Raw genomic sequence first — 13622 nt, forward strand, 5'->3', positions numbered from 1 at the left:
GCGACATCGGGTCCGCCGGCCCCGTACGGGGAAGAGGGTAACCCATGCAAGCCGAGTATCTGAGTGCAGCCACTGCCATGGAGGAAGCCCTTCCGGATGTCCTGATGCGGATCGTGTCCGAACTGCACGATGTCGCCTATCTGATCGAGCGCATCGAACCGCAGCTTGCCGGCGTTCACGGCGATGCCGTGCTGGATGCCGCCGAACGCATGATGGTGCTCCAGGGCATCGATCTTGCCGTGCAGAAGACGCGAGGGCTCGCCGAGTTCATCGACACCATCACCGCAAGCATTCCCGACAACTGGATCGTCGATGTCACGACGGCGCTCAATCTGGTGAAACTCGCGGACATGCAGAAGGCGCTGGGCAACGGGATGCGCCATGGCCACTCCCAGCCGCTCGGCAAGGCAGCCGGCGATTTCGAGGCCTTTTAGGAAATTCCAAGTGTAATCAACCTGTTCGGCGGCGCCTTCCCGGCGCCGTCTTTCGTTGCCGCTTTTGCCGCGCGCGCGGCAACGAAATGCTCGCGCAAGTTTCACGGTCTAGTCTCCAGCCCGGATCAGTCAGATCCGCGTATTCCATGGGGCAGGTCGGCGCGTGCGGAAATGTGCCGGTCCCGTTCCACGAGATTGAAAATGCGTCTGATCGCGCCGGCATGGTAGGCCGGAGTCCAGGCGACTAGTCCGTACGGGAACAGAATGAATCTGTTGGAACAGTTGACGAAAGTCTACAAGAACCTGGCTTCGCTGGGGCAGGCGAAACTCGCGATGCTGGCCGGCGCCGCCGTCGTTTCGATCGGTCTCGTGCTTGCCGCAGGGATCATGGTCAACAAACCCGCTTACGAGACGCTCTATGTCGGTCTGGAGAAGACCGACGTGAACCAGATCAGCCTGGCGCTGGCCGAGGCCAGCATCGATTTCAACACCGGCACGGACGGATCGAGCATCGAGGTCCCGGTCGGCCAGACCGGCAAGGCGCGGCTCTATCTCGCCGAGCGCGGCCTGCCGAGCAGTGCGAATTCGGGCTACGAACTTTTCGACAAGGTCGGCTCGCTCGGCCTTACCTCCTTCATGCAGGAGGTGACGCGCGTCCGGGCGCTCGAGGGCGAGATCGCCCGCACCATCCAGCAGATCAGCGGCATCGCTGCCGCCCGCGTGCATATCGTCATGCCGGAACGCGGCAATTTCCGCAAAGCCGAACAGGTGCCGACCGCTTCCGTCATGATTCGCGCGAGCGCGCAGGCCGGCCGTGAATCGGCCGCCGCGATCCGCCACCTCGTCGCCGCCTCCGTTCCCGGCCTCGAGGTCGATGGCGTCACGATCCTCGATTCCGCCGGCCAGCTGCTTGCTTCCGGCGATGATGCCGAGAACGGCGCGATCAACCGCTCGCTGACGGCGGTGCAGACCGTCCAGGGCGAAGTGGAGCGCAATATCGAAAAGGCGCTCGCGCCCTTTCTCGGCATGGAGAATTTCCGCGCCAGTGTCACCGCCGCGCTCAACATGGATACCCAGCAGATCCAGGAGACGGTCTACGATCCGGAATCGCGCGTCGAGCGCTCGATCCGCGTGACGCGTGAAAGCCAGAAGTCGCAGCAGCAGGCCGACAACAAGGCGGCGACCGTCGAGCAGAACATTCCGCAGGGCGGCCCGGAAGGCCAGGCCAACGGGCCGCAGTCGAGCGACGAGGCCGACAAGAAGGAAGAGCAGACCAACTACGAGATCAACAGCAAGACCGTCGCCACCATGCGCAACAGCTACACGGTGGAGAAGCTGTCGGTCGCCGTCGTGGTCAACCGCGCCCGTGTGGCGGCCATGGTCGGCGAACCGGCGGACCAGGCAAAGGTCGACGCCTATATCGCCGAGATGCAGAAGATCGTCTCGTCCGCCGCCGGCCTCAACAGCGAGCGTGGCGACGTCGCCACCATCACCGCGATGGAATTCCTCGACCACCAGCTTCTCGACGAGGCGGTGGCAGGTCCGGGCGTGATGGAGGTGCTGACGCGCAATCTCGGCGGCATCATCAATGCCCTCGCCTTCCTCGGCGTCGCCTTCGTGGTGGTCTGGTTCGGCCTTCGCCCGGCGGTTCGCTCGGTCACCGGCGGCGGAGCCTCCGCCAACGCACTCGAAAGCGACATGGCAGGTCTCGAACTGCCCGACTTCTCGCCTGCCGCCGGCGTCGGCGGCCCCGGTGCCACCCTCATGGACGGCTTCGGCGCGGATTTCGGCTTCGACAGCACGGACGACCTGCTCAATGCGGGCGACGATGGCGAGGGTGGCTTCAACCGCCGCGTCAAGGAAGGCCCGGAACGTCGCCTTGGCCGCATGGTCGAGATCAGCGAGGAACGCGCTGCGAAGATCCTGCGCAAATGGTCGGCCGAAAAGGAAGCCGCCTGACCGCGCAACACCCGAAGAAAGTCAGCGACGCGGCCGGAACCGGCCGCGTTTTCGTTTGCGCGGAAAAAATGCGATGTCCGTTTTTGACTTCTGCCTGTCGCTTTTCGGCAACGCTCGTTCGGCCCGTTTGAAGCAATTTCGTCGTATTCGCATCCCGGCTGCCGGTGCGCGCGTTCACGGGCCCGTGATCGGTGAAAAAATTTTATCGCCGCTGCGGTTGAGTGAGGCGGCCAAGGTTCACAATTTTTCCACGAATTAGCAGTGTCTTTTGCGGCCGCACCGACCCCAAGGCGGCAATAACTCATGGTTAACAATGACTTAACCTGTCGTTTCGCGTCGGCGGCCGGCAAGCAAATCACCCTGCACAGGCCGACTCACAGAAGCCGGCAAAAGTAAATCCCGAGAAGATGGCGGTGGTTTTTAGCGATAGCCGATGTACACTTTAGTTACTGATTCGCTTGGTGATTCTTGCCGATGCGGCCTGACCGGGAAGGGTTCGGACGGTTCCGAACGCTTGGCGGGAAGGAGGCATGGACCGCCGTTCGGAATCGGAACAGGGGGCTATCATGGAAACGATCCGGTCGGATGTCGCGGCCTGGGAATCCTATGGATTCTCCGCCGAGGCGGGTGAGCGTAAGAGTGCGCGTGAACTTCTGGTTCAACACCTGGGACGCTGTGCGGATCGCGCCGGCCTCTCCAGCGGCCTGAGGGCGCTGACCGATTATGTCAGCGCCTCCCATTATCTCCTCGTCCGCCACGACGTCTCGCCCGAAGCGGGGATGGAAACCGTCGTCGCCTCGGACTGGCCCTTCGACATGGTGCGCAGCATCGCCGGCGCCGTCGTTGCCAGCCAGTCCCGGATGAGCGAGATCGACAAGTGCCTTGGCCTGCTGAAGCCCTGCTTCAATCATCTCGATGACGGCATCCCCATGCCGAAGGGCGTCAGCCGCGAATATTGCGTCATTGCCTTCCATGTCGGCCGGGTGCGCATGTCGCTGCTGTTGCTCTTTCCGGAGCACTTCATCCTCTCGCAGAGCAAGCTGCGGGACGTGGGCGTCATGACCGGCTATTTCGCCAGCGTCTGCTGCCAGGGCGCGATCCTGCGGCAGGACCGGGAAATGGACCTGACAGAGCGCGAGATCGAGTGCCTCTACTGGATCGCCGAAGGAAAGACGAGCGACGAGATCGCCGTCATCCTCGGCATCTCGCGCAACACGATCAACAACTACATCACCAGCGTGATGCGCAAGACCGCGACGAAGACGCGGTCGGAGGCGATCGCCTGGGCCGTGCGCAACAGCCTCGTCTAGAGCAATCCCAGTAAAGGTGCGGAGCGGTTTTGCGTAAAAACAAACAGATAGAGCATTGCCCGTCGAAGCGGCGCTGCTTCGGCATCGGACAATGCGGCAGAAACACCATGCCGGAGCAATTGCAGCAAAGTGCTTGAGCGGTCGAGCGTCCGGAACGGCGCAAGACGAACAGACAGGAGAACTGCCATGGACATCCAGCTCTCAGCCCCTGCCGCCCTGGAGACGGAAATCCGGCTCGCGCGGCCGCCGAAAGCAGCACGGGCGTCCGATTTCGTGTCCCGCCTGCAGGTGATGCAGACGGTCATCGGCGCCGAGCATTTCGCGGTGCTGCGCCTCAGCGGGCACGGCCTGCCGGCAGCCCGCAAGCTGACGCTTTCGCTGCACAACTGGGCGCAGGACGTCGACGGCAATGCCCGCGCCCTGCTCGAAGCCTACGGCGCCGCCATGCTGGCCCACCTCGAGGCGTCCATGCTGCCGCTGATCTGGGAGGGGGCGGGTGACAACCAGTTCGCCGAATCGGGGGCCGAACCCTTCACGATGCGCCTTCCCGCGCGGCTGCTGCCCTGGTCGGGCATCGCCTTTCCCATCCGCCTCGGCGCGCACGGCAATGGGTATGTCGTCTTCACCGGCAGCTTCATCGCCCCGTCCAGTGATCTCATCGTCGACATGCACATGAAGGGCTGCCAGGTGCTCATCGACATGCTGGCCGGCGAGGAACGCAAGCTGGCGCCCTCCGAAGCGCTCAGCGAGCGTGAGATCGCCTGCCTCCAGATGGCCGGCGACGGTTGCATCTCCGAGGTGATCGCCGAGCAGATGGGGCTTTCCGTCCACACCGTGAACGCCTATCTCGGCACGGCCACGACGAAGCTCGACGCTGTCAACCGCATCCAGGCGATCGCCAAGGCCATCCGGCTCGGGTATATTACCTGACAAGGGCGTAAGATGAGGCGGCCGGAGCCGCCAATGAATTTCCACTCACCCCACCTTCTGCGTCATCCTCGGCTCAAGGCCGAGGATGACGCAGAAGGTGGGGTAAGCGCGTTTTCGCAATTCGAGGAAAAGCGGAAATATTCTGAACGCTCAATGCGCGTGCTGCGATTCCGGTCCGGACTTCACATACTTCGCTTCCGCAAGGCTCCTGCGCAGGAAATCCGTGTTGTCGTCGGGATCGGCGGACGGATTGTTGAAGGCGACGTGCGTGACTTCGACACCCGCCTTGTCCTTCTGCAGCAGGAGCTTCGCATAGACCGTCACGCCCTGCGGGCGCAACTCCATGTCGAGCGTCACTTCCGGTTCCGTGTCCCAGTCGAGACGGTAGTCGCCGCCGGCGCCGAAATTGACCGTGCCGGGCAGGAAGTAGAGTTCGGCCGCCGAGGAGACCAGGTCGGCGAGGTTGCCGTAGCACTCGAAACGCAACAACGAGACGAGATCGGCGGCATCGAGCAGACGAAGCTCAGTGGCGACCGGGCAGATTGCTTCTGCAACAATCTTCTCGCGCTCGGCGGAGTAGGTGCATTTTCTCATCGGATCTAGTTTACCCGTCTGGTCTGGGGCGAGGCTGCGTAAACCCGGTGAATCAGCTCCGCCACGGCTTTGTAGAACACCGGCGGGATGACACTATCCACCGAGACTTGCGCAAACATTGAGCGGGCGAGCGGCGGGTCCTCGAAAACGGGTATGCCATTGTCCTCGGCGATCTCGCGGATTTTCAGCGCGACGAGGTCCTGCCCCTTGGCGACGACGACCGGCGCATCGCCCTCCTCGCGCACATAGCGCAGCGCGACGGCGAAGTGGGTCGGGTTGGCGATGACCAGCGTTGCGCGCGGAACGGCCGTCATCATGCGGCGGCGGGCGCGGTCGCGCTGGATCGAGCGCATGCGGGCCTTCACGATCGGGTCGCCCTGCGCCTGCTTCATCTCCTCCTTCACCTCCTGCTTCGTCATCATCAGCTCGGAGAACCAGTGATGTCGCGTCCAGGCAAAGTCGATGCCGGCGATCAGCGCCGTGGCGAAGAGGATGATCAGGAGGACCTTGTTGACGTCCGAGCTCATCATGTAGATGAGCGCCGCCGGCTCGGAGAACATCGTGTCGAGCGAGGCGAAGTAGTCGCCGCGCATGGCGAATGCCACGACCAGCGACACGATGAGGATCTTGATCAGCGACTTGCCGAACTCGACGAGGCCCTGCTTGCCGAAGAGGCGCCCGAGGCCCTTCATCGGGTTGAGGCGGGAGATCTGCGGGCGCACCCGCTCCATCACCGGGCTCGGCAGGTTCTGCAGGACCGAGGAGGCGACGCCGAAGAGCATCATCATGGCGAGGATCGGCAGGAGCAGCGCGCCGGCCTCCCAGCCGAGATGGCGGAAGATGGCGATGACGTCGGTGCCGGACTTGAGGTTCCAGGCCTCCGGCTGCTCGAAGAAATCGCGCAGCGTCTCGTTCATGCGGGAAACGCCCCCCGGCATGAAGAAGACGAGGAAGAGATAGATCGCGAGCGTCGAGGCGAAGATGGTGATTTCGCGCGAGAAGGGGGTGTTGCCCTTCTCCATCGCATCGTGGATCTTCTTCTCGGTCGGAAGTTCTGTCTTGCTGTCCTTGTCGTCGTCCGACACGTCGCGCTCCCCGGCGGCCAGCGCCAGCCAAAAACAAACGGCCCGAACCCCCATTCCGGAGATTCGGGCCGCAGATACGCTCCGCCTGTGGCGTTACCGTGTCAAGCTGGATCAGGCCGCCGCGCGTTCCTCGGCCTTCTCCTTCAACTGGATTTGCCCGGCCGCGGCCAGGCGGATGGCCTCCTGCGTGATCGAGCGGCGGGCGATCGCCACTTCGCGCGGATTGACGCCCTGGTCACCGGCCGCAAGGTCGGATTCGATCATGCGGCGCTGGCGTGCGCCGATCGACGAGAGAACCGATTCGCGCAGCTCCATCGAGGCGCCGCGCAGCGCCGCCGTGATGATGTCGCCCGAGACATCGTTGAACAGCGACACGCGGCTTCTCTGCGGCATGTAGAGCACGTCCTCGAAGAGGAAGATCTTCGGGCGGACCTTCTTGGCCGATTCGGTGGAGACCGTTTCGAGCGAGGCGAGCATCTCGTCGACCTGCGACTTCTCCAGTTCGTTCATGAGGTCGGCGACCTTGTTGGAGCCGAGCGAATTGCGCTCGGCATCCAGCGCGTTGATCATCTCGATGACGCGTGCCTCGACGATCGCGGTCGCCTTCGGGCTCGCATCCTTCAGGTTGACGGTACGGTTGATGATGTCGGCGCGGTGGTCGTCCGGGATCTCCAGCAGCACCTTGGCGCCGAAGGCCGACGGCATCATGGAGAGGATATAGGCGATGGTCTGCGGGTGCTCGTTGAGCAGGAACCTTGCCACGAAGACCGGGTCGGCGTCCTGCAGACGGTCCCAGATCGTCGTCTCGTAGGCCTGGAAGGCGGCGCGGCGGCCGAGCAGGCCGTCCACCTCGTCCGGCGTCAGGCCCTCTTCGAGAATGCCTTCCATCATCTTGGCGTTGTCCATCAGGCCCGCGCCCTCGGTGAAGAGGTCCTCGAACTCGTTGACGAGCTCGATCAGTTCATGCGGCGGGATGGCGCGGAGGTTCTGCGCGGCGGCGATGATCGCCTGGAGCTCGCTCTGGGTGAAATACTTCAAGAGCTTGCCGGCAACGCCCTTGCCCATGGCAAGGAGCACGGCTGCCGCCTTCTCGACCTGCGTCAGCGGCGCGCCGACCGCCGTGGAGGTACCGAAATTTTCGAAATCCATCATGGATCATCCCCCTGAGACCTCAACCGGTATCAGACTTTGCGTGTACTCTTCACTTCGATGAGCTTGACCCCGAAGCGGGTGTCGTCGTTTTCAAGGACGGTGATTTCGCCGCGGCCGATGACGCGGCCGTTGACCATGACCTCGACGGGCTCGCCGATGCGGCGGTCGAGCGCGATCGTTGCGCCCTCGGAAAGGTTCATGAGGCTGGAGACCTGCATCTGCGAGGAGCCCAGGACGATCTGCAGATCGATCGGGATGTCCATGATGAGGTCGAGGTTGGACTGGAGCGCGCTGCCGGGCCGCGGGGCTTCGCCGAGTTCGGCGCTGAAGTCGCTGCCGCCGCTGAAGTCGCCGCCGCCGAAATCGGACCCGCCGAAGCCGGCGCCGGCGCCGAAATCCGTCGTGGCCGCGCCGCCGCCGAAATCCGAGCCGCCGAAGGCGGCAAGCGGGTCATTGTCGACGGTCGCCGGCAGGTCGGCGCCGAAGCTGCCGGAGGAATCCTTCTGAAGAACGCCGCGCAGGTCATCGATCGCCTGCTCCAGTTCCTGGTCGCCCGCATTGAGGGAAGACGTCATGTCGTCAGCGATGGGTGTTTTCTTCGGTGCCATAAGACCACTATTCCATTCGAAACTTGCCCGAGGCGTGCCGCCAGGCAGGCATCATGCCTAAACTATCCTATGAGGTGCTGGAGGATGTCCTCCTCCGAACCGTACGTATCCTTGACGCGAACCGTGTAGCGGGCACCCGAGCGGCCGAACTCGCAGACATAGAGGTTGCGGCCGTTCGCGTTCACCTCCACGCGCACGTCCCCCGCTTCGTTGAAGGGAATGATGTCGCCGGCCTGCAGGCGGCTGATCGTGTCGAGCGTCTGCGCCTCCAGGCGGATGCGCGCCTCGAGGGAGACCTTGGAGCGGCGGACCTGCTCGCCGAGCTGCTCGCTCCACTCGACGCGGGTCTTCGGCGCGTTGGCGGGTTTCGGCGTGGTGATGGTCGATTTCAGGAGAACGGCCTGCGGCACGATGACGTGGAAAGTGGAGAGCACCGGGCCTATGCCGACGGCCATGTTGACCATGGCGACGAAGGTCTCGTCCGAGCCGTCCTCGGTCGCCTTGCGGGTTTCCGCATTGTGCGCCGGGCCAAGCAGCGGCTCGAAGCCGTTGGCGCCCATGACGGCGGTCTTCAGCACGCCGGAAATCCGGTCGAACATCATGGCGGCAAGGTCGAGCTCGATCTTGGAGAGCGGGCGCGGTTCCGGATCGTCGATCGCATCGCTGACGGCGCCGAGCATGTTCTCGACGAGCGTGATGATCATCGGGCTGTCGCAGATCAGCGTGAAGCGGTCGCACCAGTCGCGCAGCGACGCATCGCAGCAGGCCATGGCGCCGCCGAGGCCTTCGACCAGCGGGCCGTATCTGCCGGTCGAGAAGCCTGCATAGGAGACCGCGACCTCGAAGCCGAGTTCGCTTTCCAGCATGTCCGGCAGGAATTCGGCGAAGACGTCGCCAAGGCTGGCACAGAGCCTGGAGATCGTCGCCTGGTCGCCGAGCCGGCCGGTGAGGCGGGCGAGCACGATCGGGTCCATGGCGGAAGGGGCTTCGGTCACGCGGGCTTCCTTCATCTCTTAGGCCGCCTTCGAACCGCCGCCGGGATTCATCATCTCCTGCTCCACCGCGTCGATGGAGGGGCGTTCGTAGGAGGAGATGGTCTTGCGGCCGTATTCCAGCGCCACCTGCGGCACGGAGCCGTTCATGTAGGCGAGCAGCGTCTGCTTGACGATGATGTAGAGGCGGTTCTGCTTCTCGCGCACGACCTTGATGTTGGTGGTGATGGGCGTGACGATCGAATAGGACAGGAACACGCCGAGGAGCGTGCCGACGAGGGCGGCGGCGATCTTGCCGCCGAGGATTTCCGGGCTCTCGTTGATCGCGCCCATGGCCTTGATAACCCCGAGAACGGCCGCGACGATGCCGATGGCCGGGAAGGCGTCGCCCATGGTGTTGAGCGCGTTGTAGGGCTTCATCTTGTCGCGCGTGATCGTCTGGATCTCCTCGTCCATCAGCGCCTCGATCTCGTGGCTGCGGGCATTGCCGATGATGATGAGACGGACATAGTCGCAGATGAAGGCGGTCAGCTCCTTGTTGGCGAGCACCGTCGGGGCGGACTGGAAGATCGCGGATTCGGCCGGATTGTCGATATGCGCTTCGATCTCGTTGCGCGATTTCGTGCGCAGGTCCCGCATCAGGCTGTAGAGCACGCCCAGCGTATCGAGATAGTGGCGCTCCTTCGGAACCTTGTGCTTGAAGGCCTCGCCCAGCGCCTTGCCGGTCTCCTTGATCACCTTCATCGTGTTGGCGACGATGAAGCCGCCGATGCCGGCGCCGCCGATGATCAGCAGCTCGAAGGGCTGGTTCAGCACCTCCAGATGCCCGCCCATGGCCATGTAGCCGCCAAGGACGCAGCCGAAGGTAACGATTAGACCGATAACGATGTTCATGAGCGCAGGTGTCCCGACACAATTCTGACCGCTCCGGGAATACGGTTCCAGCCTTGCGTGAAGCTGTACCTAACGGCAGGTTCATCGATCAGGTTCGCGCAAGCAAAAGCCGCGAGGATTATGGTTCAAAACGGGCATTCATGCCCTCCCGAATCTTGATCGGCGGCCCATCGTGACGACCACCTATACGAGCTACAAGCTGATTACCGCGGACCTCCAGACGTCGCTGAAGCGCGTTTCGGAGCAGCCGGACGTCAAGCGCGAGACGGAATACTACCTCGCCAGGATCGGCAGCGTGAAATCGATCGACGACTTCTTCGCCGACAGCAGGCTCTACAACTACGCGATGAAGGCGCACGGCCTGGAGGACATGGCCTATGCCAAGGCCTTCATGCGCAAGGTGCTGACCGAGGGCGTGGATGACAAGGCGGCCTTCGCCAACCAGCTTTCCGATACGCGCTACAAGGAGCTGGCGGAATCGCTGAACTTCGCCAGGCACGGCGAGGTCGCCACCACCTTCGAGCGCGCCCAGAAGGGCGTCGTCGACAAATATACCCGCCAGACGCTGGAGGTCAGTGCCGGCGAGGACAATACCGGCGTGCGCCTCGCGCTCTATTTCGAGCGCATGGCGCCCTCCATCACCTCGGGCTATTCGATCATTGCCGACGATGCGCTGGCGCAGGTCGTGCGCACCGCGCTGCAGCTTCCCGCGGAATTTGCCGCCACCGATATCGACCGGCAGGCGGAATTCTACGCGGACGTGCTCAACCTCGACGACTTCAAGGATACCTCGAAGGTCGGCAAGTTCCTCGAGCGCTTCACCGCCATGTGGGAGCTGGAGAACCCGTCCGGCAGCTACGATCCGATGACCGTCTTCCAGCCGTCGAGCCTCACCGGCATTTCGACGGACCTGCTCATTTCCATCAACAATCTGAAACTCGGAGGTCGCTGACATGCAGACCGGGCTTTATGTATCGCTTTCGTCCCAGCTTGCGCTCGACCGCCGCCTGACGACGCTGGCCGACAACGTCGCGAATTCGACGACCGTCGGCTTCCGCGCCGCGGAGGTGAAGTTCAACCAGGTGGTCAGCGACCAGAAGGTCGCCGACGTCGCCTTCGTGTCGCCGGGCAACGAGTTCCTGTCCACCCGTAGCGGCGGCATGACCGAGACCGGCGGCACGCTCGATTTCGCCATCAAGGGCGACGCCTGGTTCCAGGTGGAGACGCCGTCCGGCCCGACGCTGACGCGTGACGGCCGCTTCACGGTGACCGATGCCGGCGAGCTGGTCTCCCTCAACGGCTATCCCGTGCTCGACGCCGGCGGCGGGCCGATCCAGCTCGATCTCGCCAACGGTCCGATCCTGCTCAGCGCCGACGGCCAGCTCAACCAGAACGGCCAGCCCGTCGCCGCGCTCGGCCTGTTCCAGGCCGATCTGTCCGGCGGCTTCATGCGCGCCGGCAACAGCGGCATCATCACCAATGTCCCGCCGGAGCCGGTCGTCGACCGCGTCGATGCGGGCGTGGTGCAGGGCTACATCGAGGAATCCAACGTCAACGCCATCAGCGAGATGACGCAGCTGATCCAGGTCACGCGCGCCTTCGAGAGCGTCGCTTCGCTGATGCGCGACAGCGAGGAGTCGCTGAAGGAAGCCATCCGCACCTTCGGCGGAAACCGGTAAGCGCCCATGACCTCGGCACAGGGCGGCATGGGCAACGAAACGGGCAGGGCCGGCGGCAAGCTGCGCGCGATGGCAGGCCTCGTCAAACGCTATTCCTCGCCGGAGTTCTCCGTGGCGCATGGCGGCCATGTCCAGACCATCGCGGCCGGGAACTATACGGTGAGCGGCCTGTCGCGCCATGTGCGGCTCGGCGAGTTCGTCGCGCACCGCAGCCCGACCGGCATCCACCTCGGCGAGGTCGTCCGCGTCGAGCCGGACACCGTCGTCGTCTGCCCGATCGAGCCGGGCGAGCCGATCGGCATCCACGACGTGGTCATCCGCAAGGGCGCCTTCCGCGTGGCGCCGACATCGGCCTGGTGCGGCCGCACGATCAACGCGCTCGGCGAACCGATCGACGGGCGCGGCCCGCTCGTGCAGGGCGGCGTGCGCCGCTCGATCTCCAATTCCGCCCCGCCCTCGATGACGCGCAAGCGTGTCGAGACGGGCTTTTCCACCGGCGTGCGCGCGGTCGATATCTTCGCGCCGCTCTGCCTTGGCCAGCGCCTCGGCATCTTCGCCGGTTCGGGCGTCGGCAAGTCGACGCTGCTTTCCATGCTGGCGCGGGCCGATGCGTTCGACAAGGTGGTGATCGCACTCGTCGGCGAGCGCGGCCGTGAAGTGCGTGAATTCATCGAGGATACGCTCGGCGACAACCTCGTAAAGTCGGTCGCCGTCGTCGCGACCAGCGACGAAAGCCCGATGCTGCGCAAGATGGCGCCGCTGACCGCGGTGACGATCGCCGAGCACTACCGCGACCAGGGCGACAACGTGCTGCTGATCATCGACAGCGTGACGCGTTTTGCCCATGCCATCCGCGAGGTGGCGACCGCCTCCGGCGAGCCGCCGATCGCCCGCGGCTATCCGGCCTCCGTCTTCACCGAGCTGCCACGCCTTCTGGAGCGCGCGGGGCCGGGCGCCGAAGGGGCAGGCACGATCACGGCGATCATCTCGATCCTCGTCGACGGCGACAACCACAACGACCCGATCGCCGACTCGACCCGCGGCATCCTCGACGGTCATATCGTGCTGGAGCGCAGCCTCGCCGAAGAGGGGCGGTATCCGCCGATCAACCCGCTTGCCTCCATCTCGCGCCTTGCCCGCAAGGCCTGGACGCCGGATCAGGAGCGGCTGGTGGCGCGGCTGAAGGCCCTCATCCACCGCTTCGAGGAAACACGGGACCTGCGCCTCATCGGCGGCTATCGCCCGGGTGCCGATCCCGACCTCGACATGGCGATCAAGCAGGTGCCGATCATCTATGAGGTTCTGAAACAGACGCCGGGCGAACCGCCCGCCGGCGATGCATTCTCCGATCTTGCCATGGCGCTGAAGAACGCGGCCGGGCAGGGCGGTGCGCCGGCAACGAGAAGGGGATGACAGTGACGGATTTCGATGCGGACCAGGCCATTCAGCCGATGAAGCGCTCGAACAGCGGGCGTTATTCGACGGGCGACAAGCTGCTGGTGGGCACGGGCGTGCTGCTCGCCGCCATGGCCGCCTTCTTCCCGTGGTATGTCTTCCTGAACCCGGAAAAGTTCTCCGTGCCGGCGCTGTGGGAAGGCACGACCCGCGACCTGCCGGAAACGGCGGCCAAGGACGTGATGAGCGTTTCGCCCGCCGCGATGGTGGACGACGACAACGATCCGGGGCTTGAAAGCCTCGACCCCGTTTCGACCGCCACCGCGCCCAGCGTCGGCGAGAAGGAGAAGTCGCTCGGCGCGCCGGTCGAAACCGGCCTCGACCAGCCGCTGCCGGCCTCGTCCGGCTTCCGGCTGATGCATGTGGCCAACGGCCGGGCGCTGATCGAGGACGCCACCGGCATGTATATCGTGCGCGTCGGCTCGATCCTGCCGGACAACAGCCGCCTTGCGACCCTCGAGCAGCGCGACGGCGCCTGGGTCATCGTCACCTCGAACGGCGATATCATCAAGCGCAACTGATCGGGCAAG

Annotated in this window: 16 protein-coding genes; 9 read left to right on the forward strand and 7 right to left on the reverse strand. The window is 64.3% G+C overall.

Going from position 1 to position 13622, the window contains the following annotated elements; translation table 11 throughout:
• Positions 1-44 precede the first annotated feature (44 nt).
• The 4 genes from cheT (at position 45) to visN (ending at position 3703) form a co-directional block, all read left to right on the forward strand.
• Positions 45-434, forward strand: a complete 390-nt coding sequence (cheT, locus tag AABF56_RS22610; RefSeq protein WP_244767511.1) for a chemotaxis protein CheT — start codon at positions 45-47, stop codon at positions 432-434.
• Between the two features lie 264 nt (positions 435-698).
• Positions 699-2393, forward strand: coding sequence for a flagellar basal-body MS-ring/collar protein FliF (gene fliF, locus AABF56_RS22615; protein WP_244767512.1), 1695 nt, complete (start codon positions 699-701; stop codon positions 2391-2393).
• A gap of 73 nt (positions 2394-2466) precedes the next feature.
• Positions 2467-2652 carry a hypothetical protein gene (locus tag AABF56_RS22620; RefSeq protein WP_272804401.1) on the forward strand — a complete coding sequence of 62 codons (186 nt, stop codon included), beginning with the start codon at positions 2467-2469 and terminating at the stop codon, positions 2650-2652.
• 307 nt (positions 2653-2959) lie between these two features.
• On the forward strand, positions 2960-3703 hold the full coding sequence (gene visN / locus AABF56_RS22625) for a transcriptional regulator VisN (protein WP_244767514.1): 744 nt from the start codon (positions 2960-2962) through the stop codon (positions 3701-3703).
• Here visN and AABF56_RS22630 read toward each other — a convergent pair.
• A complete protein-coding gene (locus AABF56_RS22630) occupies positions 3700-3897 on the reverse strand; it encodes a hypothetical protein (protein WP_272804402.1) in 198 nt (65 codons plus the stop codon). The two genes, visN and AABF56_RS22630, sit on opposite strands and share 4 nt — an antisense overlap.
• Between AABF56_RS22630 and visR the strand changes: the two genes are divergently transcribed.
• Positions 3890-4633: a transcriptional regulator VisR gene (visR, locus tag AABF56_RS22635; RefSeq protein ID WP_272804403.1), complete on the forward strand. Its 744-nt coding sequence runs from the start codon at positions 3890-3892 to the stop codon at positions 4631-4633. The two genes, AABF56_RS22630 and visR, sit on opposite strands and share 8 nt — an antisense overlap.
• A 150-nt stretch (positions 4634-4783) precedes the next feature.
• Here the strand turns inward: visR and AABF56_RS22640 are convergent, their stop codons facing one another.
• The 6 genes from AABF56_RS22640 to motA all read right to left on the reverse strand — a co-directional run bounded on the left by AABF56_RS22640 (position 4784) and on the right by motA (position 9958).
• The gene (locus AABF56_RS22640) at positions 4784-5227 is read right to left on the reverse strand and encodes a hypothetical protein (RefSeq protein WP_244767517.1); all 444 of its coding nucleotides are present in this window, start codon (positions 5225-5227) and stop codon (positions 4784-4786) included.
• Between the two features lie 5 nt (positions 5228-5232).
• Positions 5233-6366, reverse strand: coding sequence for a flagellar biosynthesis protein FlhB (gene flhB, locus AABF56_RS22645; RefSeq protein ID WP_272804404.1), 1134 nt, complete (start codon positions 6364-6366; stop codon positions 5233-5235).
• Positions 6367-6423: 57 nt separating this feature from the next.
• Positions 6424-7464, reverse strand: coding sequence for a flagellar motor switch protein FliG (gene fliG, locus AABF56_RS22650; RefSeq protein ID WP_272804405.1), 1041 nt, complete (start codon positions 7462-7464; stop codon positions 6424-6426).
• A 29-nt stretch (positions 7465-7493) separates the two neighbouring features.
• On the reverse strand, positions 7494-8072 hold the full coding sequence (fliN, locus tag AABF56_RS22655) for a flagellar motor switch protein FliN (protein ID WP_244767520.1): 579 nt from the start codon (positions 8070-8072) through the stop codon (positions 7494-7496).
• A 62-nt stretch (positions 8073-8134) separates the two neighbouring features.
• The gene (locus tag AABF56_RS22660; RefSeq protein WP_398430150.1) at positions 8135-9082 is read right to left on the reverse strand and encodes a FliM/FliN family flagellar motor switch protein; all 948 of its coding nucleotides are present in this window, start codon (positions 9080-9082) and stop codon (positions 8135-8137) included.
• 3 nt (positions 9083-9085) lie between these two features.
• Positions 9086-9958, reverse strand: a complete 873-nt coding sequence (gene motA, locus AABF56_RS22665; protein WP_244767521.1) for a flagellar motor stator protein MotA — start codon at positions 9956-9958, stop codon at positions 9086-9088.
• Positions 9959-10130: 172 nt separating this feature from the next.
• Between motA and AABF56_RS22670 the strand changes: the two genes are divergently transcribed.
• The 4 genes from AABF56_RS22670 (at position 10131) to AABF56_RS22685 (ending at position 13613) form a co-directional block, all read left to right on the forward strand.
• Entirely contained in the window at positions 10131-10910 is a 780-nt protein-coding gene (locus tag AABF56_RS22670) for a DUF1217 domain-containing protein (RefSeq protein WP_272804406.1), read from the forward strand.
• A 1-nt stretch (position 10911) separates the two neighbouring features.
• The gene (gene flgF, locus AABF56_RS22675) at positions 10912-11637 is read left to right on the forward strand and encodes a flagellar basal-body rod protein FlgF (protein ID WP_244767523.1); all 726 of its coding nucleotides are present in this window, start codon (positions 10912-10914) and stop codon (positions 11635-11637) included.
• 69 nt (positions 11638-11706) lie between these two features.
• Positions 11707-13050, forward strand: coding sequence for a flagellar protein export ATPase FliI (fliI, locus tag AABF56_RS22680; RefSeq protein WP_443021141.1), 1344 nt, complete (start codon positions 11707-11709; stop codon positions 13048-13050).
• Complete coding sequence (locus tag AABF56_RS22685; RefSeq protein ID WP_244767525.1) at positions 13047-13613, forward strand: flagellar protein; 567 nt, start codon at positions 13047-13049, stop codon at positions 13611-13613. Before fliI ends, AABF56_RS22685 begins: the two co-directional genes overlap by 4 nt.
• The last annotated feature ends 9 nt before the right edge of the window (positions 13614-13622 follow it).

The sequence above is a fragment of the Shinella sp. WSC3-e genome (assembly GCF_945994535.1).
GTDB lineage: Bacteria > Pseudomonadota > Alphaproteobacteria > Rhizobiales > Rhizobiaceae > Shinella > Shinella yambaruensis.

Excerpts from the sequence above, each read along its gene's own strand:
- cheT (WP_244767511.1), top strand. The coding sequence starts at position 45 with ATGCAAGCCGAGTATCTGAGTGCAGCCACTGCCATGGAGGAAGCCCTT.
- fliF (WP_244767512.1), top strand. The coding sequence starts at position 699 with ATGAATCTGTTGGAACAGTTGACGAAAGTCTACAAGAACCTGGCTTCG.
- AABF56_RS22620 (WP_272804401.1), top strand. The coding sequence starts at position 2,467 with ATGTCCGTTTTTGACTTCTGCCTGTCGCTTTTCGGCAACGCTCGTTCG.
- visN (WP_244767514.1), top strand. The coding sequence starts at position 2,960 with ATGGAAACGATCCGGTCGGATGTCGCGGCCTGGGAATCCTATGGATTC.
- visR (WP_272804403.1), top strand. The coding sequence starts at position 3,890 with ATGGACATCCAGCTCTCAGCCCCTGCCGCCCTGGAGACGGAAATCCGG.
- AABF56_RS22630 (WP_272804402.1), bottom strand. The coding sequence starts at position 3,897 with ATGTCCATGGCAGTTCTCCTGTCTGTTCGTCTTGCGCCGTTCCGGACG.
- AABF56_RS22640 (WP_244767517.1), bottom strand. The coding sequence starts at position 5,227 with ATGAGAAAATGCACCTACTCCGCCGAGCGCGAGAAGATTGTTGCAGAA.
- flhB (WP_272804404.1), bottom strand. The coding sequence starts at position 6,366 with ATGGGGGTTCGGGCCGTTTGTTTTTGGCTGGCGCTGGCCGCCGGGGAG.
- fliG (WP_272804405.1), bottom strand. The coding sequence starts at position 7,464 with ATGATGGATTTCGAAAATTTCGGTACCTCCACGGCGGTCGGCGCGCCG.
- fliN (WP_244767520.1), bottom strand. The coding sequence starts at position 8,072 with ATGGCACCGAAGAAAACACCCATCGCTGACGACATGACGTCTTCCCTC.
- AABF56_RS22660 (WP_398430150.1), bottom strand. The coding sequence starts at position 9,082 with ATGAAGGAAGCCCGCGTGACCGAAGCCCCTTCCGCCATGGACCCGATC.
- motA (WP_244767521.1), bottom strand. The coding sequence starts at position 9,958 with ATGAACATCGTTATCGGTCTAATCGTTACCTTCGGCTGCGTCCTTGGC.
- flgF (WP_244767523.1), top strand. The coding sequence starts at position 10,912 with ATGCAGACCGGGCTTTATGTATCGCTTTCGTCCCAGCTTGCGCTCGAC.
- fliI (WP_443021141.1), top strand. The coding sequence starts at position 11,707 with ATGGCAGGCCTCGTCAAACGCTATTCCTCGCCGGAGTTCTCCGTGGCG.
- AABF56_RS22685 (WP_244767525.1), top strand. The coding sequence starts at position 13,047 with ATGACAGTGACGGATTTCGATGCGGACCAGGCCATTCAGCCGATGAAG.